This is a genomic window from Streptomyces sp. NPDC050704, from assembly GCF_040654355.1.
In the GTDB taxonomy this organism is placed as follows: Bacteria; Actinomycetota; Actinomycetes; order Streptomycetales; family Streptomycetaceae; genus Streptomyces.
On the sequence record NZ_JBFAHW010000041.1, the window covers coordinates 31,304 to 57,805 of the forward strand.

Sequence of the window (26,502 nt, forward strand, 5' to 3'; positions counted from 1 at the left end):
CGTGAATATCAGCGTGTACCGCCCCGGCGAACTGACCTCCGCCGACCGGACGGCGTGGACCGCTCTTCAGTCCAAGGCGCATCTGCACGGCTCGCCCGAGCTCGCGAACCCCTTCCTGTCACCGGAGTTCACGCTCGCCGTGGGACGCTGCCGGCGCGGCGTGCGGATCGCCGTCGCCAGGGAGGACGGCGAACCCGCGGCGTTCTTCCCGTTCCAGAAGTCCACCACCGGCGTCGGCCGGGCCATCGGCCTCGGCGTCTCGGACTGCCAGGGCGTGGTCCACCGGCCCGGCTTCACCTGGGACGCGCGGGAGCTGCTACGGGCCTGCGGGCTCTCGGTGTGGGAGTTCGACCACCTGGCGGAAGGCCAGGCGCCGTTCGAGGCGGGCACCTCCGGCACCTTCCCTTCCCCGGTCATGGACGTCGACCAGGGATACGAGGTGTATCTGGGCCAACTGCGCGCCCAGTCACCGAAGTTCACCAAGACGACGCTCGCCAAGGGACGCAAGCTCGGCCGCGACCACGGCGAGGTGCGCTATGTGCACGACGAGCGTGATCCCCAGGCGCTGCGCACGCTGATGGCGTGGAAGTCGGCGCAGTACCGCAGGACCGGCCGCAACGACCGCTTCGCGCACGACTGGATCACCCGGCTGGTGCACCAGCTCTTCCACACCCGTTCCGAGTCGTCCGCCGGAATCCTGTCGGTGCTCTACGCCGACGACAAGCCGGTCGCCGCGCACTTCGGACTGCGCTCCGAGCGCATCCTGGCGTGCTGGTTTCCCGCCTACGACCCGGCGTTCTCGAAGTACTCCCCCGGCCTTGTCCTGCATTTGCGCATGGCCGAGGCGGCCGCCGCCGACGGCATCGCCTATTTGGACCTGGGCCGGGGCCAGAAGGAATACAAGGACTCCCTCAAGACACGCGAACTCGCCGTGTCCGAAGGGTGGGTCACGCGCCGCCATCCGGTGGCGCTCGGACACCGGGCGCGACGCGCCCCGGTCCGGGCTCTGCGGAACGCGGTGCTGGCACGGCCGGAGTTGTTCGAGCCGGCCGACAAAATGCTCAAACGGATGGGCAAAATCCGTTCGGGCAGTCAGGTAACGGTCAAAACAACAAAAATGTGAGACCACGTTCCAGGTCTTGCCATAGGGGCTCAATCATCAATAACGTCGTACATCCACCCGCATCGGACCATCAGTGCACATGCGATCTAGGGGAGGGCTCAAGATCGCGACGACGGCCCGGCGCGGGGCGCGGTAGGGGGGTGCCGTGCTCGGTGACCACACCTGTGCCGAGTCGTGCCGCGAGACCGACTGTGCCAGTCGGCCAGCTTTGCCAACTCGCCCGGCATGCACGGAGATCCATTCCGGCATGCCGTAAGTGAGAAACCCCCCTTTCGAACCGGACAAAGAGCCGGACCGCCCAGGGGCGGGCGGTCCACCGGACGAGAGGGATCAGACTCATGAGTTCTATTCTGCGACCGGCGGTTTCGGGACAAGATCCATTCACAGCCAGCGAGTACCGACCGGTCTCCTCTCACCTGGCCATAGCGCCACCGGTGAGCATCGTGATTCCCGCCATGAATGAGGCGGAGAATCTTCCCTACGTCTTCAAGACATTGCCCGGCTGGATCCACGAAGTGGTTCTCGTCGACGGCAATTCCACCGACAACACCGTCGAAGTCGCCCGTGAGCTGTGGCCGGACGTCAGGGTCGTCGAGCAACGCGGAAAGGGTAAGGGCGACGCCCTGATCACCGGTTTCGCGGCGTGCACCGGCGACATCATCGTCATGGTCGACGCGGACGGCTCGGCCGACGGCAACGAGATCGTCAGTTACGTCTCCGCGCTGGTCTCCGGCGCGGACTTCGCCAAGGGGTCGCGGTTCGCCAACGGCGGCGGCACGGACGACATGACGCCGATCCGCAAGCTCGGCAACTGGGCGCTGTGCACGATCGTCAACCGCAAGTTCGGCGCCCGCTACACCGACCTCTGCTACGGCTACAACGCCTTCTGGCGGCACTGCCTCGACAAGATCGACCTCGACTGCACCGGTTTCGAGGTGGAGACCCTGATGAACATCCGGGTGGTCAAGGCAGGGCTCAAGGTCCAGGAGATCCCGAGCCACGAATACCTGCGGATCCACGGCACGAGCAATCTGCGAGCCGTGCGGGACGGGCTCCGGGTGCTCAAGGTGATCCTCAGGGAGCGCTCCAACCGGCGCTCACTGCGTCGTCAGCACGCCGTGGCGCTCAACTCCGCCCGAGGAGAGGTGTCTTGAGAACTCCGGACATCTCCGTGGTGATCTGCGTCTACACCGAGGACCGCTGGGAGGACATCCTGGCGGCGGTCGACTCGGTGCGGGCGCAGTCCCGGCCCGCCCTGGAGACGCTCCTGGTCGTGGATCACAACCAGGCGCTCCTGGACCGGCTTTCGAAGGAGTACAAGGAACCCTCGGAGGTGCGGGTGCTCGCCAACGCGGGCCCTCGCGGCCTCTCCGCGGGCCGCAACACCGGCATCGCCGCCTCGTACGGCGACGTCATCGCCTTCCTCGACGACGACGCGGTGGCCGAGCGCGACTGGCTGCACCACTTCGCCGAGGGGTACGAGGATCCGCGGGTGATGGCGGTGGGCGGCCGTACGGTGCCGATCTGGGCGTCGGGCCGCCGGCCGGCCTGGTTCCCCGAGGAGTTCGACTGGGTGGTGGGCTGCACGTACAAGGGTCTGCCGCCCGGCCGTGTCCAGGTGCGCAACGTGCTCGGCGGCAACGCCTCGTTCCGGCGCACGGCCTTCGACGCGGCGGGCGGTTTCGCGACCGGTATCGGCCGCGACGGCGACAAGCGGCCGCTGGGCTGCGAGGAGACGGAGCTGTGCATCCGCCTCACGCACGCCAGGCCGGACGCGATCCTGCTGATCGACGACCGCGCGGTGATCCACCACCGGGTGCCCGAGGTGCGCGAGCACTTCGCGTACTTCCGCACGCGTACGTACGCCGAAGGTCTGTCGAAGGCCCTGGTCGCCCGAAGTGTCGGAGCGGACAAGGGACTTGAGTCCGAGCGCCGCTACACCACGCGCGTGCTGCCCGCCGGGGTCGCGCGCGGACTGCGCGACGCGGTGCTCGCCCGCCCGGGCGGCGCGGGCCGGGCGGGCAGCATCGTCGCCGGAGTGCTGGCGGCGGCCGGCGGGTACGTTGTCGGGAGCGTCCGGGCACGCAGGGGCGGAGCTGTGTTCTCAGCGGCCCCGGTGGTCCCGGTCACGGAGATCGAGGACGGCCCCGGACGTGAGGGGGCGGCAGCATGAGGACCATGCGGACCATGGGGACAGGGCCTTCGCCGATCGCGGTACGCCGCGGGACGGCCTCGCGCGCACGCCCCGGGTACACGCACGCGCGCGAGGGGGGCGAAGCCGTATGAACGCGCCGGTGCCGATCTTCATGTACCACTCGATCGCCGAGGCGCCGAACGAGGCGACGCGCGCACTGTCCGTCGCGCCCGAGGCGTTCGCCGAGCAGATGACGCTGCTCGGCGACCTGGGATGTACGCCGATCAGCACGGCCGAGCTCGCCAGGAGTTGGCGATCCGGTGGCCCGCTGCCCAGGCGGCCCGTGCTGGTCACCTTCGACGACGGCTACGAAGGCGTGCACCGGCACGCGCTGCCCGTGCTCGCCAAGCACGGCTTCGCGGCCACGCTGTTCGTCTCGACGGGCTGGCTGCGCGGCGCGTACGACACCGGCGGCGCCCTGGACGAGATGCTCGACTGGGACCAGGTGCGCGAACTCGCGGACGCGGACGTCGAGATCGGCGGGCACAGCCATACGCATCCCCAGCTGGACCAGCTGACCGACGACGCGCTGCGGTTCGAGGTGCTGCGCTGCAAGGAGATCGTCGCCGACGAACTGGGGACGCGGCCGGTGTCGTTCGCGTACCCGTACGGCTACTCCAGCCGCCGGGTGCGCCAGATGGTGCGCGAGGCGGGCTTCGGGCAGTCGCTCGCCGTCGGCAACAGCCTCGCGCGGCGCCGCCAGGGACCGTACGCGCTGCGGCGCGTCACCGTGCGCCGCTCCACCGGGATCGACGAGTTCGAGCAACTCGCCGAGGGCCGCGCGATCGCCCGGATCTTCGCCAGGGACCGTGCCCTCACCAAGGGGTACGCCATGGTCCGCAGAGCACGACAGGCTCGCCGGAAGGCCATCCGTTCCCGTGTCTGACACGACCACAGCCCAGGCCGACACGGCCACGCCCGAAGCGCCCGAGCGGCCCGGGCGCCGGCTCCGCCTGCCCGGCCTCGGCGGCAGGTCCTCCGGAGGCAGCCCGCTGTTCCGGAACGCCTACGCCCTGATGCTCAACACCGGGATCTCCGCCGTGCTCGGGCTCGGCTTCTGGCTGGCCGCGGCCCGCTACTACTCCGAGGACGCGGTCGGCCAGGGCTCCGCCGCGATCGCCGCGATGAAGCTCCTCGCGGGCCTCACCGCGGTGACACTGACGGGCGCCCTCGCCCGCTTCATCCCGGTCGCGGGGCGCGGCACCGGGCGGCTCATCTTCCGTACGTACGCGGGCAGTTCGGTGGTCGTGGCGCTGGCCGCGGTCGTCTTCCTGCTGACCCTGGACCTGTGGGGGTCCTCCTACCGCTTCCTGCACGGCCCGCTCAACGGCCTCGGTTTCATCCTGGCCGTCGTCGCCTGGTCGCTGCTGACGCTCCAGGACGGGGTGCTGACCGGGCTGCGGAGCGCGCTGTGGGTGCCGGTCGGCAACACCGTGTTCTCGGCGGTGAAGCTGGTGCTGCTCGTGGTGTTCGCCGCGGCGATCCCCACGACGGGTGTCTTCGTGTCGTGGGTCGCCGCCATCGCGGTGTCCGTGCTGCCGCTGGGCTGGCTGGTGTTCCGGCGCCTGGTGCCCCGGCACACCAAGGCGACCGAGGACCAGGCGGAGCCGCCCACGACGAGGGAGATCGGGCGGTTCCTGGCGGGCGACTACACCGGATCGCTGTTCTCGCTCGCCGTGGTGTACCTGGTCCCGGTGATCGTGGCCGCGCAGGTCAGTTCCGCCGACAACGCCTACTTCTACATCGCGATCACCATCGGCGGCACCGTCAACCTGCTCGCCATCAACATGGGGGCGTCGCTCACCGTCGAGAGCTCGCACGACCCGGCGCGGCTCGCCGCGAACACCCGGGCCGCGCTGCTCCGGATGACGCGGATCATGCTGCCGGTGGCCGGGGTGCTGTTCTTCGGGGCGCCGCTCGTGCTCGGCGTGTTCGGCCAGGGGTACGCGGACGCGGCGACCCCGCTGCTGCGCTGGTTCGCGGTCGGCGGCGTGCTGCGGGTCGTGATGGAGACGTACTTCGCGGTGCTGCGCGCCCAGAGCCGGACCGCCGGACTCGCCTGGCTGCAGGGCCTGTTGTGCCTGCTGGTACTCGGGCTGACGCTGATCCTGCTGCCCCGGATGGGCCTGGTCGGCGCGGGTATCGCGGAGGTCGCCAGTCTCGCGGTGATCGTGGCGGTGGCCGCGCCCAGGCTGTACCGGATCATCCGGACCGCGCCGGCCGCCGCGTCCTCGGACACCGCGGACGCCGCCGCACCCGACGGGGACCTGGCGGACCTGGGCACCCGCGAGGCGCCGGCGTCGAAGCAGGGCGAGCCGAAGAAGGGACGCGGCCCGGCCTGGGCGCAGAAGCTCGACTCGGACACGCTGGCGCTCGGCGTACAGCTCGACTTCGACCACATGGAGCGGCGGCCGGACGTACGGCCGGGACCTGGGACGCCGCCCACCGGGACGCCGTCGGTCAAGCGGCCGAACGTACGGCACGGGCCCCGACCCGACCACCGCCCGACCTGGGCACTCAAGACACCCCTCCAACTGCCCGCCCCACGCGTGGAGGTGGGCCTGCCCGTCGAGGAGCGGGAACCCGGCTCGGAGACCTCCCTCGCACCTGCCGAGGCCGGGGTGGACGCCCCGTTCGAGCCACGCGTGGGCGGAACCTCGAAGGCGGCGGGCGCACGCGAGGGGAGCGCGTCCCGGCCCGTACGCGCGGGGAGCACATCGGAGCTCGCCAGTGAGGCGGATGCGCCTCCCGGCCCCGCCGGACCACCGGCGTCCTGGCGGGAGCGGCTGCGGCCGACCCGGCCGGGTGTGCTGCTCGGCTCTCTCCTGACGGCCGCGCTCATCCTGTACTGGGTGCCCGCGTCCGCCCTCGACGAGCGCGATCTCGACCGGATGGGCGGGCTCGGCCTGATCTCCGTCCTGCCGACACCCACGCTGGTCGGGGCCGCGCTGCTGGTCACGGTGTTCGCCTCGCTGCTCTGGCGCGCCCGTGAGCACCGGGCCCTGCTCATGGTCACGCTGCTGGCCACCGTGGTCTCGCTGCACGCGCTGCCCGCGGTGATCGAGACCGAACCGCGGTTCGCGACGGCCTGGCAGCACCTGGGGTTCATCGACTACATCGACCGGACCGGGTCCGCCGTGCCCGACCTGGACGCGCGCTGGAGCTGGCCCGGCTTCTTCGCGGCGGCCGCGTTCGTCGCACAGGCCGGCGGCGTCAGCGACTTCACCGAGGTCATCCGCTGGTGGCCGCTGACCATGCAACTCCTCTATCTGGCCCCGCTGTTCCTGCTCGTACGCCATATGCGCGCGAGCTGGCGGGCCAAGTGGACCGGCATCTGGATCTTCGTGCTCAGCGGCTGGGTCGGCCAGGACTACTTCTCACCGCAGGGCTTCACCTACCTCCTCTATCTCGTCTTCGTGGCGATCCTGCTCGTCTGGTTCCGGGCACCGCGCGTGCTGTGGACCAAGGCGCGGCCCGGCGAGCTGGAGGTCGAGCCGACCGACCGGCGGCAACGGGCCGTGCTGCTGATGGTGCTCATCGGGCTGTTCATGGTGACCGTGCCGGCCCACCAGCTCACGCCGTTCGTGATGCTGGGCGTTCTCACCATCCTCGTCCTGGTCGGCCGCTCCGAACTGCGCGGACTGCCCATCCTGTTCGGCGTCCTGGTCGCGGTCTGGGTGGGCTTCCTCGCCGAGCCGTACTGGTCGGGGCACTTCGACGAGCTGTTCGGCGGGGTCGGCGGCGTGGGCGGCAACGTCTCGTCGTCGGTCTCCGGCCGGATCGAGGGCGGCAGTTCGACCCACAAACTCGTCCTCTACGCGCGCGTGGCGCTGGCCGGCGGTGTGATGGCGCTGGCCTGCTGGGGCTGGTTGCGACGACGCGACCACAAGTACCGCGAACGGTCGCTGCTCGTCCTCACCTTCGTCCCGTTCCTCGGCTTCGGCATGCAGTCGTACGGCGGCGAGATGGCGCTGCGCGTCTTCATGTTCGCCCTGCCCGGAGCGGCCCTGCTCGCCGCACTCGCGCTCTTCCCGCGCACCGGCGTCACCGCGAAGGAACGCGACCGCGACCGGGTGAGCCTCGCCCCGCTCGCCGCCCTGATGGCCGGCCTCGTCCTGATGGGCGGCTTCCTGGTGGCCCGCTGGGGCAACGAGCCGTTCGAGCGGATCCGGCCGGGCGAGGTCGCGGCCATGGAGTACGTCTACGCGCACGACAAGCCGACCGCACGGCTGCTGTGGCTGAGCGACGACACGGTGAACACCGTGACGCCCTCGATGCCGTGGGGCGCCCGGGACATGGAGAAGGTGGAGTACGTGCCGACGCTGGCGCCCACCGACCCGGTCCTGGTGTCCGGCCTGGTCAAGTCGCTCAAGGACGCGGGCCCGAACTCGTACCTCATGATCAACCGCAGCCAGGTGGTCTATCTCCAGATGGACGTGGGCTACTCGAAGACCTGGGAGCCCCGGCTCATCCGCAACCTCGACAACCGGGAGGAACTGCGCAAGGTCTTCGTCAACGAGGACGTCACCATGTACACGCTGCGCAAACAGCCCGAGGGCGAGATCGCGAAGGCCGACCCCGGGCCGATCGGACCCCAGGTGACCTGGACCCCCTGGTCGGTCGTCGGGGCACTGGCGGCGATCGCACTGATCGTCCTGCTCACAGCACGCGAGGTGGTACGGGTGGCCATCCGCCCGAGCGTGCGGCAACTCCGCTGGCTGCAGAGCAGCTTCTGGTTCTCCCTACCACTGCTGGCGGTGCTGCTGGCCTCACTGATCCAACGGTTCCTGACGATGGCTTGAGGCGGGCCCGGGCCCCGTCAGGGGCGCGGCCCGTCAGGGGCGCGGGGAACTGCGCGACCAGCCACAACGAACCCGCAGCCAACACCGCGCCCCAACGGAACGCCTATCGACTGAGCCACTTCACCTCGTACGCGTCCAAGTCGAGCCGCTCACCATCAACATCCGCACTGATCCTCCGGTCCAGGGTGTTCACCACGACGACGGCCTCGTCGTCAGCGAGAACCCGCAAATCGGGGGCGGCGTCAGCGGCGACGGACACCCGCTCGTACTCAGTGCCGGGCGGGAACTCCTTCGCGAAGCGGGAGACGAGATCGAGCATCGGCATCGGCTTACCCCCGTCGGCCCGGTCGGTCGTCGTCCACAAACAACCGGCGCACTCGGCGCCCTTCTCCTTCTCCGGATTCCAGTAGAAGGCGGAAGTGGTGCCACCGCGAGCCATCGCGATCAGACCGGACGCCTGGACGGCCACACGCCGCGGCTCGGACCAGTCGTCACGGTCGTCGTCGGCGTCGGCCGGCTCCACGTAGTACTCGGCCCACCACAGCGGCAGTTCACCGGTCCGCTCGCGCACCCAGCGGCTGACGGCCGTGAACTTCTCGGTGGCCGCGAACTCGTCCGGCAGCAGCTCGTCGTCCTTGGTGTAGCTGGACCCGTCGACGACGACGAAGTCCGCGCCCGCCTTGTTCTCGTTCCAGTACTCGAAGGCGTCGAGCACCCGCTGGTCCGCGGTGCCCCAGGCGCCCTTCAGCGTCGGCGAGGCGTCTTCCTTCTGCCGCGGGTCGAGGCTGTCCATCACCAGGTAGGGCCCGCCGACCTGGATGTCCTCGTCGACCTTCTTGAGCGCCTTGTGGACCAGGTTGTACAGCTCGGTGTAGCCCTCGTAGTCCCAGCGGGCCTCTCCGTTGTTCCAGAAGCCCTTGAACTCGTTCCAGACGATGAAGTGGCGTACGTCCGGATAACGCTTGGCGACGGTCGCGGCGAGCGCCGCGTAGTCCTTGTAGTGGGCGCGGTCCGGGGCCGTCTCCAGAGCCTCCTGGCTCCAGTCGGTGTTGCCGGAACCGGACTTGCCGCCCTTCATCCAGTCCGGCGCGCAGCACAGGGTGACGACCGGCGTGCCGCCCGACTTGCGGACGAAGTCGATACGGCGGTCCATGTCCTCGAAGTCGTAGCGCCCCTTGACCGGCTCGGGGTTGTCCGAGCCCCAGCCCATGATGTGCTGGATCTGCGGGAGCGGCTGCTCGCCCAGGCGTTCCTCGACCCGCTTCGTGGCGGCGCCGGGGCCCTCGTCCGCGCTGAACTGGGTGTGGGTGAAGCCCCAGCCCACCTCCGGTTCCGTCTCCTCCGGAGGAACGGCGGGTGTGCCATACACCTTGTCCCCGTCGGGGGTCGTGCCGGCGTCGCTCCCGCCGTCCCCGGGCAGCGTGTTGAGCAGGGTCAGCACCAGGGCCAGAGCGGCCAGGCCCACGCCGAGCAGAGCGGTGAACCGCCACCGCCGTGCCCCCGAATTCCACCCATGACGTCCCATCAAGGGCAACAGTAACGGCGCCGGTGGGCGGTAGGACAGGTTCCGTACAACGGGGAAACCGGATGCGTCGGGCGCCCGCGTGACGGATCATGTCGGCATGTCTGCCAACCCACACGACGCTCTGCCGATCCGGCTCAACGTCGACGACAGCGACTCACCGTCGGACGTCGTCGACGCGCTGTTCCTCGGCCGCTTCGCGACGGGCGAGCAGCCGCACTCGCACGCGGCGAACATCGACCGCGTACGGTCCGGGGCGACGCTTCTGCCGCCGGGCGCCCGTGTGTTGCGCTCCGCGCGCGACGACGACCGCAGCGCCACGCTCGCCGAGGGGGACGGCTGGACGGTGCTGGTGTCGCGCTGGAACCGGGGTGCCGACGTCACGGTCACCGCGACCAGCGAGGAGCTGGCCGAGAAGGTGCTCGGCCAGGCCACGGACGGCGCGGCCGACGAGCCCGAACCGCAGCCGGAGAACGTGACGATGGGGTTCTGGTACGTGTCACCGCGGCGCGGGCCGCACCGCACGACCCGGCAGATCTCGGCGGGCACGTGGGAGGAGGTCCGGCCGAACTACACCGCACCGGTCGCGGACGCCATGGACCAGCTGATGAAGACGGGTCCCGGGGACATCTCGGGCCGGCTCCTGCTGCTCCACGGGCCGCCCGGTACGGGCAAGACCTCCGCGCTGCGCACGCTGGCACGCTCGTGGCAGGACTGGTGCCAGGTGGACTGCGTCCTGGACCCCGAGCGGCTCTTCTCCGACGTCGGCTATCTCATGGACATCGCGATCGGCGAGGAGGACGGCTCGGGGAAGGGCCGCTGGCGGCTGCTCCTGCTGGAGGACTGCGACGAGCTGATCCGCGGCGAGGCCAAGCACACGGCCGGTCAGGCGCTCTCGCGGCTGCTCAATCTCACGGACGGCCTGCTGGGCCAGGGCCGCAACGTGCTGGTGGGCGTGACGACCAACGAGGACCTGGAGCGCCTGCACCCCGCGGTGGTCCGCCCCGGCCGCTGCCTCGCCCGCATCGAGGTCGGCCCGCTGACCCGCCGCGAGTCCACCGCCTGGCTGGGCACCGAGGAGGGCGTGGGCCGCGAGGGGGCGACCCTCGCCGAGCTGTACGCCCTGCGCCGGGGGACGTCACCGACTTCGGTACCGGACCAGCGCGAGGGCGCGGACGCGGGGCTGTACCTGTAACCACCCGGTGCTTCCATGGGGGTATGACCCTGTTCGTCGGAACGTCGGGTTGGCAGTACAAGGACTGGCGCGGCGTCGTGTACCCGGCCGGGGTGCCCGTGCGGCTCTGGCTGGAGGAGTACGCGGCGCGGTTCGCCACGGTCGAGAGCAACAACGCCTTCTACCGGCTGCCGTCGCGGGAGACCTTCGAGGCCTGGCGGGAGCGCACCCCGCCGGACTTCGTCGTCGCCGTCAAGGCGAGCCGCTTCCTGACCCACGTAAAACGGCTGCGGGACCCCGCGGAACCGGTGCACCGGCTGATGAGCCACGCCGCCGGACTCGGCGACCGGCTCGGACCCGTGCTGCTCCAGCTTCCGCCCACGCTGCGTGCCGACCCCGTCCTCCTCGACGACTGCCTCGCCCGTTTCCCGGCCGGCACCCGGGTCGCGGTCGAACCGCGCCACGACTCCTGGTGGACCCCCGCGGTACGCGACGTACTCGCAGCACGGGGCGCCGCGTTGTGCTGGGCCGACGTCCTGGCCCGTCCGGTGACTCCGCTGTGGCGGACGGCCGACTGGGGATATGTGCGCTTCCACGCCGGACGCGCCCGACCGTGGCCGCACTACGGTCGGCGGTCCCTGCTGACCTGGGCACGGCGGATCGCGGACACCTGGGCCGACGGCCACGAGGTGTACGCGTACTTCAACAACGACCCGCACGGCGCGGCGGTCCTGGACGCGACGGAGTTCGCCCGAGCGGCGACGAAGACGGGCCTGACCGTCACCCGCACCCCGCGGACCACGAGGGAACCGAACCCTCAGTCCCCGTAGGCCGCGCGCAGCGCGTCCCGTACCGCGTCGAGCGCCGCCCGCTCGGAGAGGCCGAGGCGGCGGACGCGCTCGGCGTAGGCCTGGGCGGCGGTCGCGGCCTCCCGCTCGGCCGCCGAGCCCGCCGCGGCGACGAACGTTCCGTTGCGCCCCGGGTCTCGATGACCCCGTCCGACTCCAGCGCCCGGTAAGCCTTGGCGACCGTGTTGGCCGCCAGACCGAGTTCGTCGGCCAGCCCCCGCACGGTCGGCAGCCGGTACCCCACCGGCAGCGCCCCGGCCCGCGCCTGCTCGGAAATCTGGGCGCGCACCTGCTCGTAGGGCGCGACCCCTGCCCCGTCATCGATGTCGATCTTCAGCGTCACGCAGTGATTGTCCCGCACCCGTCGGAAAATGAGAGGCACCCGACCACACCCCACGCGTAGCGTGCGACGCCATGACTGTGATCGTTCGCGACTTCCGCGCGGCAGACGCCGAAGGCTTCGCCCACATCCGGCGGCTGGCACTCCCCTTCATGCTCTCCACCCCCGAGTCCGTCGCCTACGACGTCGCACACGCCCATCCCGACGCCCACTTCCAGCCGCTGGTCGCGGAGGAGGACGGCGAACTCCTCGGCACCGCCCAGGTCGGCCTCGCGTACGACAGCCCGCAGCCCGGGCAGGCCTACCTGAACGTGTACGTGCACCCGGACCGCGAGGGCCGCGGCGCGGGCTCGCTGCTGGTGAGGACCGCCGAGGAACGCCTCGCCGCCCTGGGCGCGACGAAGCTCTTCTCCTTCGTCACGGACGAGCCCGCGAACCGCGCCTTCGCCGAGAAGCGCGGCTATCGCGCGAGCCGCTCCGCGCACTTCCTCCGCCTCGACCTGGCGCACGGCACCCTGCCACCGCTCCAGGAGCCGCCGGCGGGCGTCGAACTGCGCACGGCCGCGGACTTCGCGGACGACCCGCGTCCGCTGTTCGACCTGGACGCGGAGACGCTCCTGGACGAACCGAGCGACATAGGGCACGAGTTCACGGACTTCGAGGCATGGCTGCGGGAGACCTGGCACCACCCCCTCCTCAGCCACGAGCTGACCTCGGTCGCGGTCGTCGACGGCCGCCCCGCCGCATTCAGCGCCGCCCGCACGGACGGCGGCACGCGCTACGGGACCGTCATGACGGGTACCGCCCGCGCCCACCGCGGCCGCGGCCTCGCCAAGCTCGCCAAGAACGACTCCCTGCACCGCGCCCGCGCCACCGGCTTCACGGAGGCGTTCACCGGCAACGACTCGGGCAACGGCCCGATGCTCGCGATCAACAAATGGTTCGGCTACGAGATCTGCGCCACGGAGGTACACCATGTCCGCGAACTCGCCTGAGTCCGCGAACCAATCGGCCCGGACGGACCAGGCTGCCCGGACGGACCGGCCGGACCGGATGGACATCACGCTGGTCAAGGCGGGCCGCACGAAGATCCGTTACCCGGCCGAACTGCTCCACGACGACGGCACCCACGTCACCGTCCGCGCACCCTGGGCCGGCGCCGGAGTCCGCGACTTCGGCTTCGTACGCTTCGAACCGGGCGACGTCTTCACCGAGCACTACTGGCGCGACCGCTGGTACGCGGTGAAGGAGGTCCGCGACGGGGACGGCTCGCTGAAGGGCTGGTACTGCGACATCACCCGCCCCGCCGAGGTCTCCGAGGGCGAACTGGTCGTAGAGGATCTCGACCTCGACCTGTGGCGCTCCGCGGACGGCGGGACCGTACTGCGTCTGGACGAGGACGAGTTCGCGGCGAGCGGCCTGGAGACCACCGACCCGGAGGCCGCGTCGGCCGCCCTGGCAGCCCTGGACGGGCTCGAACTCCTCGCCCGCGAGGGCGACTTCGAGGCTCTGCTCACCTAGCCCGCAGTCGCCTGGCCCGCAGTCCCGCACCTCACCGCCCGCCTCGCCCGCGCCGCTCAGGGCAGGGCGATCACCGCGTACCGCTCGTCCTCCACCTGCCGCCCCCACAGCAGCGGGTCGTCCGACAGCCGCTCCACGCGCACGTCCTGCGCGAGGGGCGTGAGCAGCCCGGTCAACCGGTCCGCGGATATGCCGACCGGGCTCACGGTCCCCCACACGCCCTCTATGAGGACGAGCCGTCCGCCGGGCCGGAGGAGCCCGCGCCAGTGCGCGAGGACCCGGCCGGGGTCGGGCAGCGTCCACAGCACATGGCGGACGAGGACGACGTCGAACCGCTGCTCCCCGACGGGCGGGGCGGCCGCGTCACCGACCAGGAACGCCGCGTCACGGCCGGCCAGCTTGGCGCGGGCGAGGTCCACCATGCGGGGCGAGAGGTCGACCCCGGTGACCCGGTGCCGCGCCTCGGACGCGAGGAGTGACAGGCTGCCGGTGCCGCAACCCAGATCGAGCACGTCACAGGGGCGTGGCGGCAGCCAGCCGCGCAGCCTGGCCGCCCAGGCCTCGCGCACGGCGGGGTCCCGCAATCCGTGGTCCGGCTCGTCGTCGAACGTGGCGGACTCGGCGTCCCAGTCGACGCCGGACCGCTCTTCACTGGCCCTGTCACTCGTCATGCGCCCAGCGTGACACCCGCCACTGACAACGGGACTTCAGGCGGACCGGCAAGCCACCGCACCGGGCGACCGCCGGGCCATCACCGAACGGCCGGCAGACGACGGCCGGGTGACCGATGACCGATCCGACAGCGCAAACGTGACAACCGCCACTGACAAGCGGCCCACCGATGAGTCACTCTCCCGGGAACGGTCTACCTCCATGAAAACGTGGAACCCGGTAGACGCAAGGAGGCAGCCATGCGCCGTGTAACCGTGCAGAAGCCCCTGAGGAAGTCGGACTCCCGCCGAGTGCGGGAGGACGCGGACGAGCGCCCCGCCGAGCGTCCGGAGGTCCGAAAGGACATCCAACGCACCTGGTGGCCCGACGGGTGAGCCGGCCGAGCCCGACAGTCCGACAGCCAGTCCCGGAACCAGTCCGAGAACCTCTTGCCCAGCCCCGGGCAGTCATGAGATCCGTCACGGCGCCAGCTGCTTCCGGTAGAGCAGACGGTCGTACTCCCCGTCCACTCGACGCTCCGTGAGTTCGTACCCGTACTTCGGATAGAGCTTCTGGTTCTCCCACATCATCGCGTTCGTGTAGAGCCTCACCTCGGGCAGTCCGAGCGCACGCGCGTGCGCGTCCACGAACGCGAGGAGCCGCCGCCCCACGCCCTGCCCGTGTGCGTCCGGGTGGACGGCGATGCTGTCCAGGAACAGGTGGTCCTCGTACGCCTCGACGACCACGAGCCCGCTCACGGGCTCCCCTGTGACGAACACCCGTCCCGCCGCGATGTCGGCCGCGTGGTCCGCCTCCATGGGCTGCGGCACCACCCCGATGCGCTCGATGTAGTGGTGGTAGGCCGCGTCGGTCACGGCCTTCACGGCGGCTGTGTCGGACGCGACGGCGAGGCGGATCTCCGGGTCGCGCGGGGTGTCTGTCATGGCTGGCACGGTACCCACCTGATGGCAGCGGGCGACTGGTTCGCCGACGCCGTGGGACGAGCGAGGGCCGGCCGACCCTCCGGTCGGCCGACCCTCGGGCTAGGAGAGGCAGGTGGTTGGGGTGGCGTGTGCCGGATCGAGGGCGTTCGTCACCTCGTGGAACGCGATCCGGTTGAAGAGCCCGAGCCCCGCGTGCTCGGAGAGGTCGACCGCGCACAGGTCCTGGACCAGGACGTTGCGTACGTTCGGACCGTCGAGGTACTGCGAGCGGTACGGCGTGACCACCTGGTCGTACTTGGTGGCGATGACCGTGTACTGGACGCCGGGAACGGTGTCGCCGCCGGCGTTGAGTCTGGTCAGGAAGGCGGAGCCGGGCGTCTGGTCGGCGAGGGCCGGGGTGGCCTTGGAGAGCAGGTCGCCCGCACCGGGGAAGTACGGCAGCAGGTTGGCGAGGCCGCCCAGGGTGGTGCCGTGGTTGTTGGGAGCGATACCGACGAGGGCGTTCACCTTGGCGGCCCCGCCGAGGAACTTCAGGTAGTGGCGGGGCATCAGACCGCCCTGCGAGTGGCCCACGAGGTCGGTCTCGGCGGTGCCGGTCGCGGCGAGCACCTTGTCGACGAAGGTCCGCAGCTGCTCTGCCGACTTGTCGATGGGGCCGAGGGCGTGGAAGAGCGGGACGCCGGGCAGTTGGCCGTAGTCGAGGGAGTAGACGCAGTAGTCGCGCTTCACCAGGTAGGGCGCGAGGCCCAGCCAGTTGTCGACGGAGTTCGCGAAGGTGCCGTGGACGAGGACGACGGGACGGGGGTGGGCCGCGGAGGGTTTGCAGGAGTAGTCGTTCCAGCCCCTGCTGGGTGCGGAGCCGGCCTGCGCGGTGGCGGCGGGGACGACGGTGACGGCGGTGGTCAGCAGCAGTGCGGCCAGCGGTCTGAACACACGTTTCCAGGGCAGCATCGGGTGATCTCCTTGCGGCTCAAGGGAGTTGCGACGGCGTACGCCCTGTGATCCGGATCACGAGGATGCTGTTCTTCTGCCAAGTTACGGGCGAGTAGTAAAAGTGTGAAGTTACGCGTCAGTAAAAACTTCCAGTGATAGCCGAGGGAGTCGGGGACACTGACGCGTACTGATGAACCGTCACCAGGCGGGCCTGATGGGACCGTAGGGCGTAATGCGATGCAAACGGTCGCGCAATGCCCGGACCTCACCCTCGCCGAGCAGTTCGACCCATGGCCGCACGGCCTCCGCCGCGGCCTCCTCGGCGGCGCGCGTACAGTCCCAGCCGCGCTCGGTCAGCACGACCAGCCGGGCTCGCGCGTCGTCGGGATGCGGCCGCCGCTCGGCGTATCCCTTGCGGACGATCTCATCGACAAGTTGACTCGCGGCCTGCTTGGTCACGCCCAGATGGGCGGCCAGCTCGGTGACCGTCGCCCCGCCGGGCGCGAGCCGGGCGAACGCGAAGCCGTGCGCGGGCCGCACCCCTTCGAAGCCCCGGGCCACAACACCCTCGTGGATGCGCTGCGTGAGCTCGCCCGCCACGGCGAGCAGGGCGGCGGACAGGGCCATGGCCTCGGAGTTCTGCACGCATGCATTGAACACCCTTGACGAACTGGTCAAGCTACTTGACTATTAGTCCACATGGTCAAGCAGCTTGACCATGTGGCTCCACCCCTTACCGCCCACCCATGCCCGGAGGCAGCCTTGCCCGTCATCCGCTCGTCCGAAGCCGTCGTCCACGAGATCCACGGCGTCCGCTTCGTCTCGTACGCCACTCCCCTCAGCGGGAGCAAGGAACTGTGCGCCTGGCGGGGCGAGATCCCCGCGGGCACGAAGGCCCCCGCACACACCGTCAACCGGGAGGAGATCTTCCACCTCCTCTCCGGCGAACTACTGATCACACTCGACGGCCACACCGACCGAATCACCGCGGGCGACACAGTGATCATCAACCCCGGAGCAACCCTCACCGTCGAAAACCCGACCGAAGCCCCCGCAACCTCCTGGGTCACCACATCCATCGGCCTCCAGGCCAAGCTGACCGACGGCACGACCATCACTCCCCCATGGGCCAACTGACCTGCTGGGGGCACACCCCGTCAGGGGCGCCCCATCAGGGGCGCGGGGCGAGTGCCCCGCAAGGGGCGCGGGGCTGTGTCTATATGCGGCTCCGCCGCGTGGCGCGCCCAGCCCCCACCAACCCGCACTTTCCAATGGACCCGCAGCTCCAATACGGCGCCCCCGCGGAGCGTCACGAGGCCAACACCCCCGGCATGACCGCCCGCGGTCCGAACTTCGCCCGAACCCGGTCCGCCACCTCCTCGATTCGACGCGCCTTTTCATCCACCGGGTCGAAGGTGAGCTGATAGGAAGCCTGCTCGGCAGGGTCCAGACCCTCGGCGCGCAGCACGATGCCGCGAACCCGGGCACGTTGCAGACCAAGCGCCTCGTACATGCGATACGCGGCACCGGTGAGCGCCGAGGAGTGCGCGGTCGGCTCCGGAAGGGTGCGGCTGCGAGTGGTCGTGGACCGGTCGGCGTAGCGCACGGTGAGAGTGAGCGTGCGGCACACCTTCTCCAGGGCGCGCAGCCGGGCGCCCAGCTCCTCGGCGGCCGAGAGCAGGGCACGCCGATGCCGGTCCGGGTCCAACTCGTCGCGCTCGAAGGGCCGTTCGGCGGCGAGAGAGCGCGAGACGGCGTTCGGTACGACCCGGTCGCGGTCGACGCCCCGCGCCTTCTCGTGCAGGTCGCGGCCGGTACGGGCACCGGTGAGCCGTTGCAGGGTGGACAGCGGGGCGGCGGCGACCTTGCCGAGGGTGTCCAGGCCGTACTCGCTCAGGGTGCGGGCGGTGGCGGTGCCGACGCCGGGCAGCGCCCGCACCGGCTGCCGGTCCAGGTACTCCGCGAGGGCGCCGGGCTCCTCGGGCACCACGCGGGTCGTCCCGGGGACGGCTTCCCGCAGCGCCATCCGCGCGAACATCGGCCCCGGGCCGGCCCCGATCGCGCAGTCGACCCCGTGCCACGCGAGCGCCCGTACCCGTATCAGCGAGGCCAGTTCCACGGCGTCCCGGCCGAAGTACCGCTCGGCACTCCGCAGGTCCACCAGTGCGCCGTCGGGTGGCAGCGCTTCGACGACAGGCGTGAACTCCTCCAGCGTTCCGAGGAGGCGGGGCAGGGCGGCCTCGTACATCGGAGGCAGCCGGAAACGTACGCAAAGGATGGTCATCCCGCACTCCCCGGGTTCACCGGACACCTCGAACCGTCTCGCCACCGCATCAGGGGCAGAGCTTTGCCGCCGGGCCCGCCGATGCGGAGGAATCGGACGCGGACGCTTCGTGGCACGCCGCCCACCTCCATCTGCCGGGATAGCTCACCCGCCTCACGAGCAGTATATCGAACTTAATTCGAACACCGCAGTTCTCGTCTTGAATCTGCTCGTCTTGAATCTGCTCGACGGACACGCCGTTCCGTCATGGCATGCCCAGGCGCTGTCGGTAGGACGGGAGCGGGCCGGCGTTCGCCAGGACCGCGGCGCAGGCGGTGTCGGTGGCGCAGTCCTGGCCGGAGCTCCGGGGACCTCCCGCCGTTCGAGCCATTCGGGCATGGCGTCGTCCCAGAAGTTGCCGCGGTTGCTCCCCTTCTGGTCGGGCGGGACCACCCCCATCAGGCCGCTACGACGCCCCGACGTTCGCAGAGAACTGCGGCCGGTCGTCGATGTCACTGAAGGTCAACTCCGGATCGATGAACAAGTTCGGGTTCACCGATCCGACATTCATCAAGACGTTCCGGGTTCTGGACGGCGACGCCTACACCCCCGGATCCGGGCGGGGACCGCTTGGGTCAGTGAACCGGGCTCCAGTGCTCGGCGGCATCCGTCAGCCAGGACCCCTGAGGACGGTCCCAGATCAGGCAGCCCCACACGACGCCGGGCACATCGGAGCTCATCAGGTTCGCAGGCCCTACGTTCAGCGTGCGGTGAACGCTCTCCAGGTAGGCGGCCATCGACGGGTAATCGGGCGTGCCGGCCAGGTTGTCCTCGAACGACCACTGCCCGACACCACGGGCGCCGATGCAGGAGCCCTGCAGTTGAGCGTCCTCGTCGTCCCCCGTGAGCCAGGGAACCACCTCGGCGCCCCAGAAGTCCTTCATCCCAGGCCCGGGAAGGCGCGGCCTCAGCGCCTTGGCCGGCGACAGAAGCAGCCCGTCCGGGAAGAACGCCCCGGAGAAGACCTCGCCCTGCTCGTCGGCCTCGATGTCCTGGTGCTCCACACCACCGCACAGTCGCCACAACTGCCGAAGTTCAGCGGGAAGTTCAAAGCCGAGGCGTTCGCGGAGAAGAGTATCGGCGCGCTCGATCTCAGCCTCGGACGCGGGCGGCAGGAGTGAGGCGTGCGAGAGGGGTGCGTGTTCGGCGAGCCATGCGGTGATGTTCCGCCAGGCCGCCTCGACGCGGGCCGGGTCGGTGTTCTGTTCCACAGGCATGCGGGCAACCGTAGTGCAGGACGATGGACGGGACGACTGCCTCATGGTCGGTGCGGAGGTACCGGTGCGGACCTGGCGAAACCACGGTCCCGGCGCGGCCGAAGGCCCTCACCACCGGACCGACCCGACAGTCACAGCCACCGGCGTGAGCGACATTCGCGCGAGAGGCACTGTGCATGAGGTGCCGTTCGCCTCGACGTATGAGTCCGTCCGCGGCCCGTCGCCGCGGGCAGGAAGAACCCGGCCGGCAGCACGTTCACTTCAGCGTCCGTCTCCGCGACCGACAGCTCAGCCGGCACCTTCGAGACGGTCTCCCGCGTGATCCCCAACCGCGACAGGTCCACTTGAGCAGCCTCCAGCCTGAGCGCCGACTCCGCGGCCTCTGCCCGCAGTTCCCCGACCCGCCGCCGAGCCGCGGCCGCCCGGCCAAGCCACGAACTCGTAGGTGCCACCACCGGAATCGGTCCGGATCAGTGTCCGACGCCCGCGCCGGTACTTCTTCGGCAGCTGGGCCAGGGCGAGTTGGGTCGTGGCGATGTGGTCGATGGCAGTGTTGCTGCCCGCGTTGCCGGGCCGCAGCAGAGCAGTGACCGGCTACCCGCTGCCGTCTCGGCCGTGGTCGACGAAGGCCGTCAGCGGGTGGTGCCCGAACCCCGTATCCCTGTACCCGTAACGCGGGAACCGCACCCGGCCTGGACGGCTGCCTGCTCGATGTCGGCGACAGCGCGTTCCGGCTCGTCGAGGTCCTGGGCGCCGGCGGCAACGGGTCCAATGGTGCGTAGGTGCGCAGGACGCGATGGCCCGCGGTGAGGCCGGCTTCATGTCTCGTGACACACGTATCAGCCCGCGGAACCCGGGCTCTGGTGCCACAACTTCCTTCCGCTCGCGGGCCCTTCGCCCGCCGGGCGCAGATCCGCCCACGGATTCATCTCGTATCCCGTGGGCAGCTGGATTCGACGACCGCCTGCCGAATCTCCGCCCCGGGAACCGTCCTCGGCCCCGCCGTCCCCCTGCGGTTCCGCCAGTCGCAGCGCCACTCCGTCCAGCCCCTCCGCGTCGCGCAGTTCCACCAGGTCGGCGAGGTTCCAGGCGGCCGCCCCGACCACGCTGAGGCTGCGCGGGCCGCGGCGCTGCACCACGCCGCGCACGAGCAGCAGCCAGGAGTGGAAGACGGTGTGCGCGCACGCGTCATGGGAGTCGTCGAAGAAGGCGAGGTCGACCAGGCCCGTGCCGTCGTCCAGGGTGCTGAAGATGACCCGCTTGCCGGAGCGGATCGGCGGCGTCTGGGTGGCGGCCTTGGCGCCCGCGACCAGGACCGTCTCACCGTGCCGCGCCTCGCGCAGTCGGCGCGCCGACACCACGCCCAACTCGTCGAGGAACGCCCGGTGATCGTCCATCAGGTTGCGCGAGGCGTCCATGGAGAGCACGCCCAGTTCGGCGCTGAGCTTCTCCGCGTCGTCGAGGTCGGGCAGCCCGGCGGAGGCGGTGTCCCGGCCGCCGGACAGAGGGAGTTGGGCCCCGCGCGCACTTCGCGCGCCCCGGTGAAGTTCCGTCAGGTGCAGTTGCAGGTCACGGCGGTTGGCGCCGAACGCGTCCAACGCGCCGACCTGCGCGAGTCGTTGGGCGAGAGGCCTGCTCGGCCGGGCCCGCTCCCAGAAGTCGAGCAGCGAGGCGTACGGCTGCCCGTCCGCGACCCGGGCCGCCTCGGCCTCGCTGATGCCGTGCACGTCGGAGAGCGCCAGCCGCAGCCCCCAGGCCTTCCCGGACTGCTTGGACTCCTCGGAACCCCCTGAACCCTCAGAACCCTCAAAACCGGACACCAGTTCGATACAGTGGGCGACCGCGGACCGGTTCACGTCCAACGGCAGGATCGGCACTCCCCGCCGCCGCGCGTCCGCGAGCAGCAGCCGCTTCGGATACATCCCGGGGTCGTGCGTGAGCAGCCCGGCGTAGAAGGCCGCCGGGTGGTGCGCCTTCAGCCACGCCGACTGGTACGTCGGGACGGCGAAGGCGACCGCGTGCGCCTTGCAGAAGCCGTACGACCCGAAGGCCTCGACGATCTCCCAGGTGCGGGTGATCGTCTCCGCGTCGTATCCCCTGGCGGCCGCGTGCTGCGCGAACCAGAGCCGGATCCGCCCCTGCGACTCGGGGTCGGACAGCCCGCGCCGGATCTGGTCCGCCTCGTCGCGCCCGCAGCCGGTCATGATGTCGACGATGTCGATGATCTGCTCGTGGAAGACCACCACCCCGTACGTCTCCTTCAGCGGCCCTTCCAGGTCCCGGTGCGGGTAGCGGACCGGTGCCCGGCCGTGCCGCGCCGCGATGAACGGCCGCACCATGTCGGCCGCGACCGGCCCGGGCCGGAAGAGGGAGATGTCGACGACGAGATCGTGGAAGGTCGCGGGCTGGAGCCTGCCGACCAGGTCCCGCTGCCCCGGCGACTCGATCTGGAAGCAGCCCAACGTCTCGGTGGACCGGATGAGTTGATACGTCGCCGGGTCGCCCGGTGGTACCGCGTCCAGGTCCACGGCGGATCCCGTCGCCCGCTCCACCTCGGCCACCGCGTGCGCCATCGCGGACTGCATCCGCACGCCCAGCACGTCGAGTTTGAGCAGCCCGAGGTCCTCCACGTCGTCCTTGTCGAACTGGGCCATGGGGAATCCCTCGCCGCTGGTCGGCATGACCGGCGTACGGGAGAGAAGTGAGGCGTCCGAGAGCAGGACCCCGCACGGGTGCATGGCGATTCCTCGCGGGAGGGCGTCCAGCGCCTCGACCAGCTCCCACAGCCGCCCGTACTTCGCCCCTTCCCGCTGGAACTCCCTTGCCAGGGAGCGCAGTTCGGGCAGTTCCTCCAGTGCCGCGCGGGCGTCGCGGGCGCGGATGTGTGGGAAGGACTTGGCGATGCGGTCGATGTCGGCCGGGTCCATGGACAGGGCCGCGCCCACGTCCCGTACCGCATGGCGCACCCGGTACGTCTCGGGCATCGCCACGGTCGCGACCCGCTCGGTGCCGAACCGGTCGATGATCGCGCGGTAGACCTCCAGCCGGCGCGCCGACTCCACGTCGATGTCGATGTCGGGCAGGGCCGCGCGGCGCTTGGACAGGAAGCGCTCCATCAGCAGCCCGTGTTCGACGGGGTCGGCGTGCGCGATGCCGAGGAGGTGGTTGACGAGCGAGCCGGCGCCGGAACCGCGCGCGGCGACCCGGATGCCCATCGTCCGTACGTCGTCCACGACTTGAGCGACCGTCAGGAAGTAGGAGGCGAAGTTGTGGTGAGCGATGATGTCCAGTTCCTGGTGCATCCGCTCCCAGTAGGTCCGGGCCTCGGAAGAACGGTCGTAGCCGCGCCGCGCCATCCCCGCCGCCGCCCGCGAGGCCAGTACGCGCTGCGCGGTGCGGCGTCCGGCGCCGACCAGGTGCGGCTCGGGGAAGTGGACGGCGCCCATGCCGAGGTCGTCCTCCGGGTCGACGAGGCACTCCTCGGCCGTGGACCGCGTCTGTTCGAGCAGGCGGTACGCGGTGTCCCGGCGGTAGCCCGCGGCCTCGACGACTCGTTCCGCGGCGCCGAGCATGGCGGCCGCGTCCTTGAGCCAGCTCTCGCCGCTGTTCAGTCCCTTACGGGGATCGACCGGCACGAGCCGGCGGGCGGCGTCCAGGACGTCGGCGACCGGGCCCATGCCGGGGTCGGCGTACCGGACGGCGTTGCTGAGCACCGGCCGCACCCCCTGTTCGGCGGCGAGGCCGACGGTACGGGCGGCCAGTCGCAGAGAACCGGGCCCGGTGCCCGCACGGCCGTGCCAGACCGCTTCGAGGCGCAGGGCGTCGCCGTAGACCTCCCGCCAGAGCGCGAGCAGTTTCGCGGCCCGGTCGGGACGTCCGGCGGCCAGTGCGCGCCCCACGTCGGAGGCGGGGCCGAGCAGCACGGTCAGGCCTTCGGCGTGGTTGTCCGCCCAGGGCAGCAACGGCTGGCCCTCGCCCGCATGCGATGCAGTAACGATTCTGCAGAGGTCGGCCCAGCCCGCCGCGCCATCCCGGGCGAGGAAGGTGACCCGGGGTGTCGACTCATCGATGAAGGCACCGCCCCGCACCGGAGCCCGGCGCCGCTCTCCCCGCACGGGCCCCCCGACCGCGAGCTCCGCACCGAACAGCGGGCGCACCCCCTGGGCGGCGCAGGCCTTGGCGAAGCGGACCGCGCCCGCGAGGGTGTCACGGTCGGTGAGCGCGAGCGCGTCCATGCCCCGCTCGGAGGCGCGCTCGGCGAGGCGTTCCGGATGGGAGGCCCCGTAGCGCAGGGAGAACCCGGAAAAGGTGTGCAGATGCGTGAAGCCCGGCACCGCGCACCTCCACTCTCACACTCTCCAGGGGCCCCCACACCAGCCCTCGAACATTTGTTCCCAACTCCCCCACCCCCACCATAGACCAATTCTCGAACTCCTGTACGACATCCGTTCGGGCCCCTCCCACCTGCGCAAACGCCCGCCGACCCGGACCGTGAGGGCATGGCAGAGACAGCTGGCGCCCCGGTCCGGTCCTTCCTCAACGAGGTGAGGGACGCGGTCACACCGCGGGCCACGCTGCTCGTCCTCGGCGTGCTCGCCCTGCAGCTGCTCTTCATCGCCTCCTACGTGGGGGCGCTGCACCATCCGAAGCCGAAGGACGTCGCGTTCGGAGTGGTCGCGCCGCGGGCCGCGGCCGAGCAGGCGGTGGCCCGGCTGAAGCAACTTCCCGGCGAGCCCCTGGACCCCCGCGCGCTCGCCGACGAGGCGACGGCGCGCAGGCAGATCCTGAACCGCGACATCGACGGCGCCCTGCTCATCGACCCGGCCGGCACCACCGACACCCTGTTGGTCGCCTCCGGCGGCGGCAAGGTCCTCTCCAACACGCTGATCACGCTCATCACCGCCACCGAGAAGGCCGAGCGGCGCACGGTGCGGACCACCGACGTGGTTCCGGCCGCCGCACAGGACGCCAACGGACTCACGCCCTTCTACCTGGTCGTGGGCTGGTGCGTGGGCGGCTACCTCTGCGCGTCGGCACTGGCGGTCAGCTCGGGCGCCCGGCCCGCCAACCCGCGGCGCGCGGTGATCCGGCTCGCCGCCATGGCCCTGGTCGCGACCGCCGGCGGACTCGGCGGCGCGGTCATCGTCGGGCCGGTCCTGGGGGCCCTGCCGGGGAGCACGGCCGCCCTCTGGGGGCTCGGTGCACTGATCACCTTCGCGGTCGGAGCGGCCACGCTCGCGCTCCAGTGCGTCTTCGGGATCATCGGCATCGGGGTGGCCGTGCTGCTGGTGGTGATCGCGGGCAACCCGAGCGCGGGCGGCGCCCTCCCCCCACCGATGCTGCCCCCCTTCTGGCACGCGATCGGCCCCGCCCTGCCCCCGGGCGCGGGCACCTGGGCAACCCGCTCGATCGCCTACTTCAAGGGCAACGACGCCACCGCCTCACTGCTGGTGCTCTCGGCATGGGCGGCCCTGGGAAGTACGGTCACGCTCGTCGCGGGTTCCCTACGGAAAAAAGCCCAGCCCCATCGCCTTTAGGGGCGCGGGGAACTGCGCGCCAAGCCACGACGAACCCGCAGCTTCCCCCCACAACGCGAGAACCCCGCCCCCACCAGATCGGCGGGAACGGGGCTCTCCACGCAACGGAACCGTCAGCCGATCTCAGTACCCGTCGCCGACAGCGCCTCGGTCACCGGCTGGAAGAACGTCTCCCCACCCGAGGAGCAGTCCCCACTACCACCGGACGTGAGTCCGATGGCGTTGCTCCCCGAGAACAGCGACCCGCCACTGTCACCGGGCTCCGCGCAGACGTTCGTCTGGATGAGCCCGTTCACGATGTCACCGCTGCCGTAGTTCACGGTGGCGTCAAGACCGGTGACCGACCCGTCGTGCACCTGGGTCGTGGAACCGCTCCGAACGACCTCCATACCCACGGTGGCCTCCGCCGCGCCCGTGATCTCCTGCGCGGAACCGTCGTAGAGGTTCACCTCGCTCGGGTGGGCCACGTCCGCGGTGTACTTGACCAGGCCGTAGTCGTTGTCGGGGAAGCTGGAGTCCGCGTTCTCCCCGATCACGGTGCCGGACGAGTCCGACCAGCTGGTGATCCCCTCGGTGCAGTGCCCGGCGGTCAGGAAGAACGGCTCCCCGCCCTTGACCACGTTGAAGCCGAGCGAGCAGCGGCCGCCGCCACCGGTGATCGCGTCACCGCCGGCGATGAAGGGCTTGAACTCCCCCTTGGTGGTCTTGAGTTCGGCCTTGGCACCGAGTGCGTCGACGACCTTGGTCAGCTGGGCCATCTTCGCGCCCTTGACCGTACGGTCCGCGGTGACGACGACCTTGTTGGTGGCCGGGTCGGTCGCCCACGAGGTGCCGGGGATGGTCGCGTCCTGCTTCAGCGTCGTACGGGCGGTCTTCAGCTCGGCGAGGGAGTTCTCGACGATTCTGGCCTTGGCGCCGGCCGACTCCACGGCCTCGGCCGCGGCCTTGTCGAGCACGTTCACGACGAGGTTCTCGGCCTTCGCGTCGTAATACGTTCCCGCCGCGTCCGTACCGAGGTCCTTGCCGAGCGTCGAGGCGAGCTTTCCGGCCGCCGTGATCGACAGCGTCCGGGGCTCGGGCGCGGGTGCGCTCTCACTCGCGTTCGCAGTCTGGAAGGTGACTCCCGCGGCGACCAGTGCGGCGATGCCCGCACCTGCCGCGGCGGCCCGCCGCTTGGGTATGCGTCGGTGCTTCAAGTTACGTCCTCCTGTGGGGGGTCGGACGCGGCGGTTATGGGGACCACCGCGACCGGAAGATGTACGGACATGAGCCCGGCTCACAAAAATAGCCGCGTTCATGCCAACGGACGACGACCACTATTCCGAGGTCTGCCGGGAGCACACAAGGTCGACTTCAGGACGCGCACACAGTGA

General features: G+C 70.6%; 21 protein-coding genes and 2 pseudogenes. 12 read left to right on the top strand and 11 right to left on the bottom strand.

All coding sequences use genetic code 11. From position 1 onward, the window contains the following. The first annotated feature begins 1 nt into the window (after position 1). The 5 genes from AB0I18_RS24235 to AB0I18_RS24255 all read left to right on the top strand — a co-directional run bounded on the left by AB0I18_RS24235 (position 2) and on the right by AB0I18_RS24255 (position 8,119). A complete protein-coding gene (locus tag AB0I18_RS24235) occupies positions 2-1,123 on the top strand; it encodes a GNAT family N-acetyltransferase (RefSeq protein WP_363107648.1) in 1,122 nt (373 codons plus the stop codon). A gap of 338 nt (positions 1,124-1,461) precedes the next feature. Next, entirely contained in the window at positions 1,462-2,277 is an 816-nt protein-coding gene (locus AB0I18_RS24240; protein ID WP_363107649.1) for a glycosyltransferase family 2 protein, read from the top strand. Further along, positions 2,274-3,296, top strand: a complete 1,023-nt coding sequence (locus AB0I18_RS24245; RefSeq protein WP_363107650.1) for a glycosyltransferase family 2 protein — start codon at positions 2,274-2,276, stop codon at positions 3,294-3,296. The genes AB0I18_RS24240 and AB0I18_RS24245 overlap by 4 nt, the downstream gene beginning before the upstream one ends. Positions 3,297-3,405: 109 nt before the next feature. Continuing rightward, the gene (locus AB0I18_RS24250; RefSeq protein ID WP_363107651.1) at positions 3,406-4,203 is read left to right on the top strand and encodes a polysaccharide deacetylase family protein; all 798 of its coding nucleotides are present in this window, start codon (positions 3,406-3,408) and stop codon (positions 4,201-4,203) included. Next, the gene (locus AB0I18_RS24255; RefSeq protein ID WP_363107652.1) at positions 4,196-8,119 is read left to right on the top strand and encodes a polysaccharide biosynthesis C-terminal domain-containing protein; all 3,924 of its coding nucleotides are present in this window, start codon (positions 4,196-4,198) and stop codon (positions 8,117-8,119) included. The genes AB0I18_RS24250 and AB0I18_RS24255 overlap by 8 nt, the downstream gene beginning before the upstream one ends. 103 nt (positions 8,120-8,222) lie before the next feature. On the opposite strand, the gene AB0I18_RS24260 is transcribed toward AB0I18_RS24255, so the two are convergent. Further along, positions 8,223-9,644, bottom strand: coding sequence for a xylan 1,4-beta-xylosidase (locus tag AB0I18_RS24260; protein ID WP_363107653.1), 1,422 nt, complete (start codon positions 9,642-9,644; stop codon positions 8,223-8,225). A gap of 97 nt (positions 9,645-9,741) precedes the next feature. Here AB0I18_RS24260 and AB0I18_RS24265 point away from each other — a divergent pair, with 97 nt between their 5' ends. Beyond that, positions 9,742-10,836: a DUF5925 domain-containing protein gene (locus AB0I18_RS24265; protein WP_363107654.1), complete on the top strand. Its 1,095-nt coding sequence runs from the start codon at positions 9,742-9,744 to the stop codon at positions 10,834-10,836. Positions 10,837-10,859: 23 nt separating this feature from the next. Further along, positions 10,860-11,645: a DUF72 domain-containing protein gene (locus AB0I18_RS24270; RefSeq protein WP_363107655.1), complete on the top strand. Its 786-nt coding sequence runs from the start codon at positions 10,860-10,862 to the stop codon at positions 11,643-11,645. Here AB0I18_RS24270 and AB0I18_RS24275 read toward each other — a convergent pair. Next, positions 11,633-12,006: pseudogene (locus AB0I18_RS24275) on the bottom strand (GntR family transcriptional regulator). The gene AB0I18_RS24270 and the pseudogene AB0I18_RS24275 sit on opposite strands and share 13 nt — an antisense overlap. Before the next feature lie 71 nt (positions 12,007-12,077). Here AB0I18_RS24275 and AB0I18_RS24280 point away from each other — a divergent pair. Together AB0I18_RS24280 and AB0I18_RS24285 are read left to right on the top strand one after the other, a co-directional pair. Beyond that, positions 12,078-12,998: a GNAT family N-acetyltransferase gene (locus AB0I18_RS24280; RefSeq protein ID WP_363107656.1), complete on the top strand. Its 921-nt coding sequence runs from the start codon at positions 12,078-12,080 to the stop codon at positions 12,996-12,998. 58 nt (positions 12,999-13,056) lie between these two features. Further along, positions 13,057-13,524 (top strand): DUF402 domain-containing protein, encoded by a 468-nt coding sequence (locus AB0I18_RS24285; protein ID WP_363107688.1) that lies wholly within the window; start codon positions 13,057-13,059, stop codon positions 13,522-13,524. A gap of 56 nt (positions 13,525-13,580) precedes the next feature. Here AB0I18_RS24285 and AB0I18_RS24290 read toward each other — a convergent pair whose 3' ends face one another. After that, on the bottom strand, positions 13,581-14,195 hold the full coding sequence (locus AB0I18_RS24290; RefSeq protein ID WP_363107657.1) for a class I SAM-dependent methyltransferase: 615 nt from the start codon (positions 14,193-14,195) through the stop codon (positions 13,581-13,583). Positions 14,196-14,435: 240 nt separating this feature from the next. Here AB0I18_RS24290 and AB0I18_RS24295 point away from each other — a divergent pair, with 240 nt between their 5' ends. Further along, positions 14,436-14,570 (top strand): hypothetical protein, encoded by a 135-nt coding sequence (locus AB0I18_RS24295; protein WP_363107658.1) that lies wholly within the window; start codon positions 14,436-14,438, stop codon positions 14,568-14,570. An 84-nt stretch (positions 14,571-14,654) separates the two neighbouring features. Here AB0I18_RS24295 and AB0I18_RS24300 read toward each other — a convergent pair whose 3' ends face one another. The 3 genes from AB0I18_RS24300 to AB0I18_RS24310 all read right to left on the bottom strand — a co-directional run bounded on the left by AB0I18_RS24300 (position 14,655) and on the right by AB0I18_RS24310 (position 16,697). After that, complete coding sequence (locus AB0I18_RS24300) at positions 14,655-15,119, bottom strand: GNAT family N-acetyltransferase (protein ID WP_363107659.1); 465 nt, start codon at positions 15,117-15,119, stop codon at positions 14,655-14,657. A 99-nt stretch (positions 15,120-15,218) separates the two neighbouring features. Then, complete coding sequence (locus tag AB0I18_RS24305; RefSeq protein ID WP_363107660.1) at positions 15,219-16,070, bottom strand: alpha/beta fold hydrolase; 852 nt, start codon at positions 16,068-16,070, stop codon at positions 15,219-15,221. Between the two features lie 180 nt (positions 16,071-16,250). Continuing rightward, positions 16,251-16,697 carry a MarR family winged helix-turn-helix transcriptional regulator gene (locus tag AB0I18_RS24310; protein WP_363107661.1) on the bottom strand — a complete coding sequence of 149 codons (447 nt, stop codon included), beginning with the start codon at positions 16,695-16,697 and terminating at the stop codon, positions 16,251-16,253. Positions 16,698-16,814: 117 nt separating this feature from the next. Here AB0I18_RS24310 and AB0I18_RS24315 point away from each other — a divergent pair, with 117 nt between their 5' ends. Then, entirely contained in the window at positions 16,815-17,189 is a 375-nt protein-coding gene (locus AB0I18_RS24315) for a cupin domain-containing protein (protein WP_363107662.1), read from the top strand. A 172-nt stretch (positions 17,190-17,361) separates the two neighbouring features. Here AB0I18_RS24315 and AB0I18_RS24320 read toward each other — a convergent pair whose 3' ends face one another. The 4 genes and pseudogenes from AB0I18_RS24320 to AB0I18_RS24335 form a co-directional block, all read right to left on the bottom strand. Next, positions 17,362-18,336, bottom strand: coding sequence for a hypothetical protein (locus tag AB0I18_RS24320; protein ID WP_363107663.1), 975 nt, complete (start codon positions 18,334-18,336; stop codon positions 17,362-17,364). 614 nt (positions 18,337-18,950) lie between these two features. Then, the gene (locus AB0I18_RS24325) at positions 18,951-19,592 is read right to left on the bottom strand and encodes a hypothetical protein (RefSeq protein ID WP_363107664.1); all 642 of its coding nucleotides are present in this window, start codon (positions 19,590-19,592) and stop codon (positions 18,951-18,953) included. A 426-nt stretch (positions 19,593-20,018) separates the two neighbouring features. Continuing rightward, positions 20,019-20,246, bottom strand: a pseudogene (locus tag AB0I18_RS24330) (transposase); the annotation flags it as partial. 185 nt (positions 20,247-20,431) lie between these two features. Continuing rightward, on the bottom strand, positions 20,432-23,926 hold the full coding sequence (locus tag AB0I18_RS24335) for a DNA polymerase III subunit alpha (protein WP_363107665.1): 3,495 nt from the start codon (positions 23,924-23,926) through the stop codon (positions 20,432-20,434). A gap of 165 nt (positions 23,927-24,091) precedes the next feature. Here AB0I18_RS24335 and AB0I18_RS24340 point away from each other — a divergent pair, with 165 nt between their 5' ends. Then, complete coding sequence (locus AB0I18_RS24340; RefSeq protein ID WP_363107666.1) at positions 24,092-25,129, top strand: DUF3533 domain-containing protein; 1,038 nt, start codon at positions 24,092-24,094, stop codon at positions 25,127-25,129. 113 nt (positions 25,130-25,242) lie between these two features. Here AB0I18_RS24340 and AB0I18_RS24345 read toward each other — a convergent pair whose 3' ends face one another. Then, the gene (locus AB0I18_RS24345; protein ID WP_363107689.1) at positions 25,243-26,415 is read right to left on the bottom strand and encodes a S1 family peptidase; all 1,173 of its coding nucleotides are present in this window, start codon (positions 26,413-26,415) and stop codon (positions 25,243-25,245) included. Positions 26,416-26,502 lie beyond the last annotated feature (87 nt).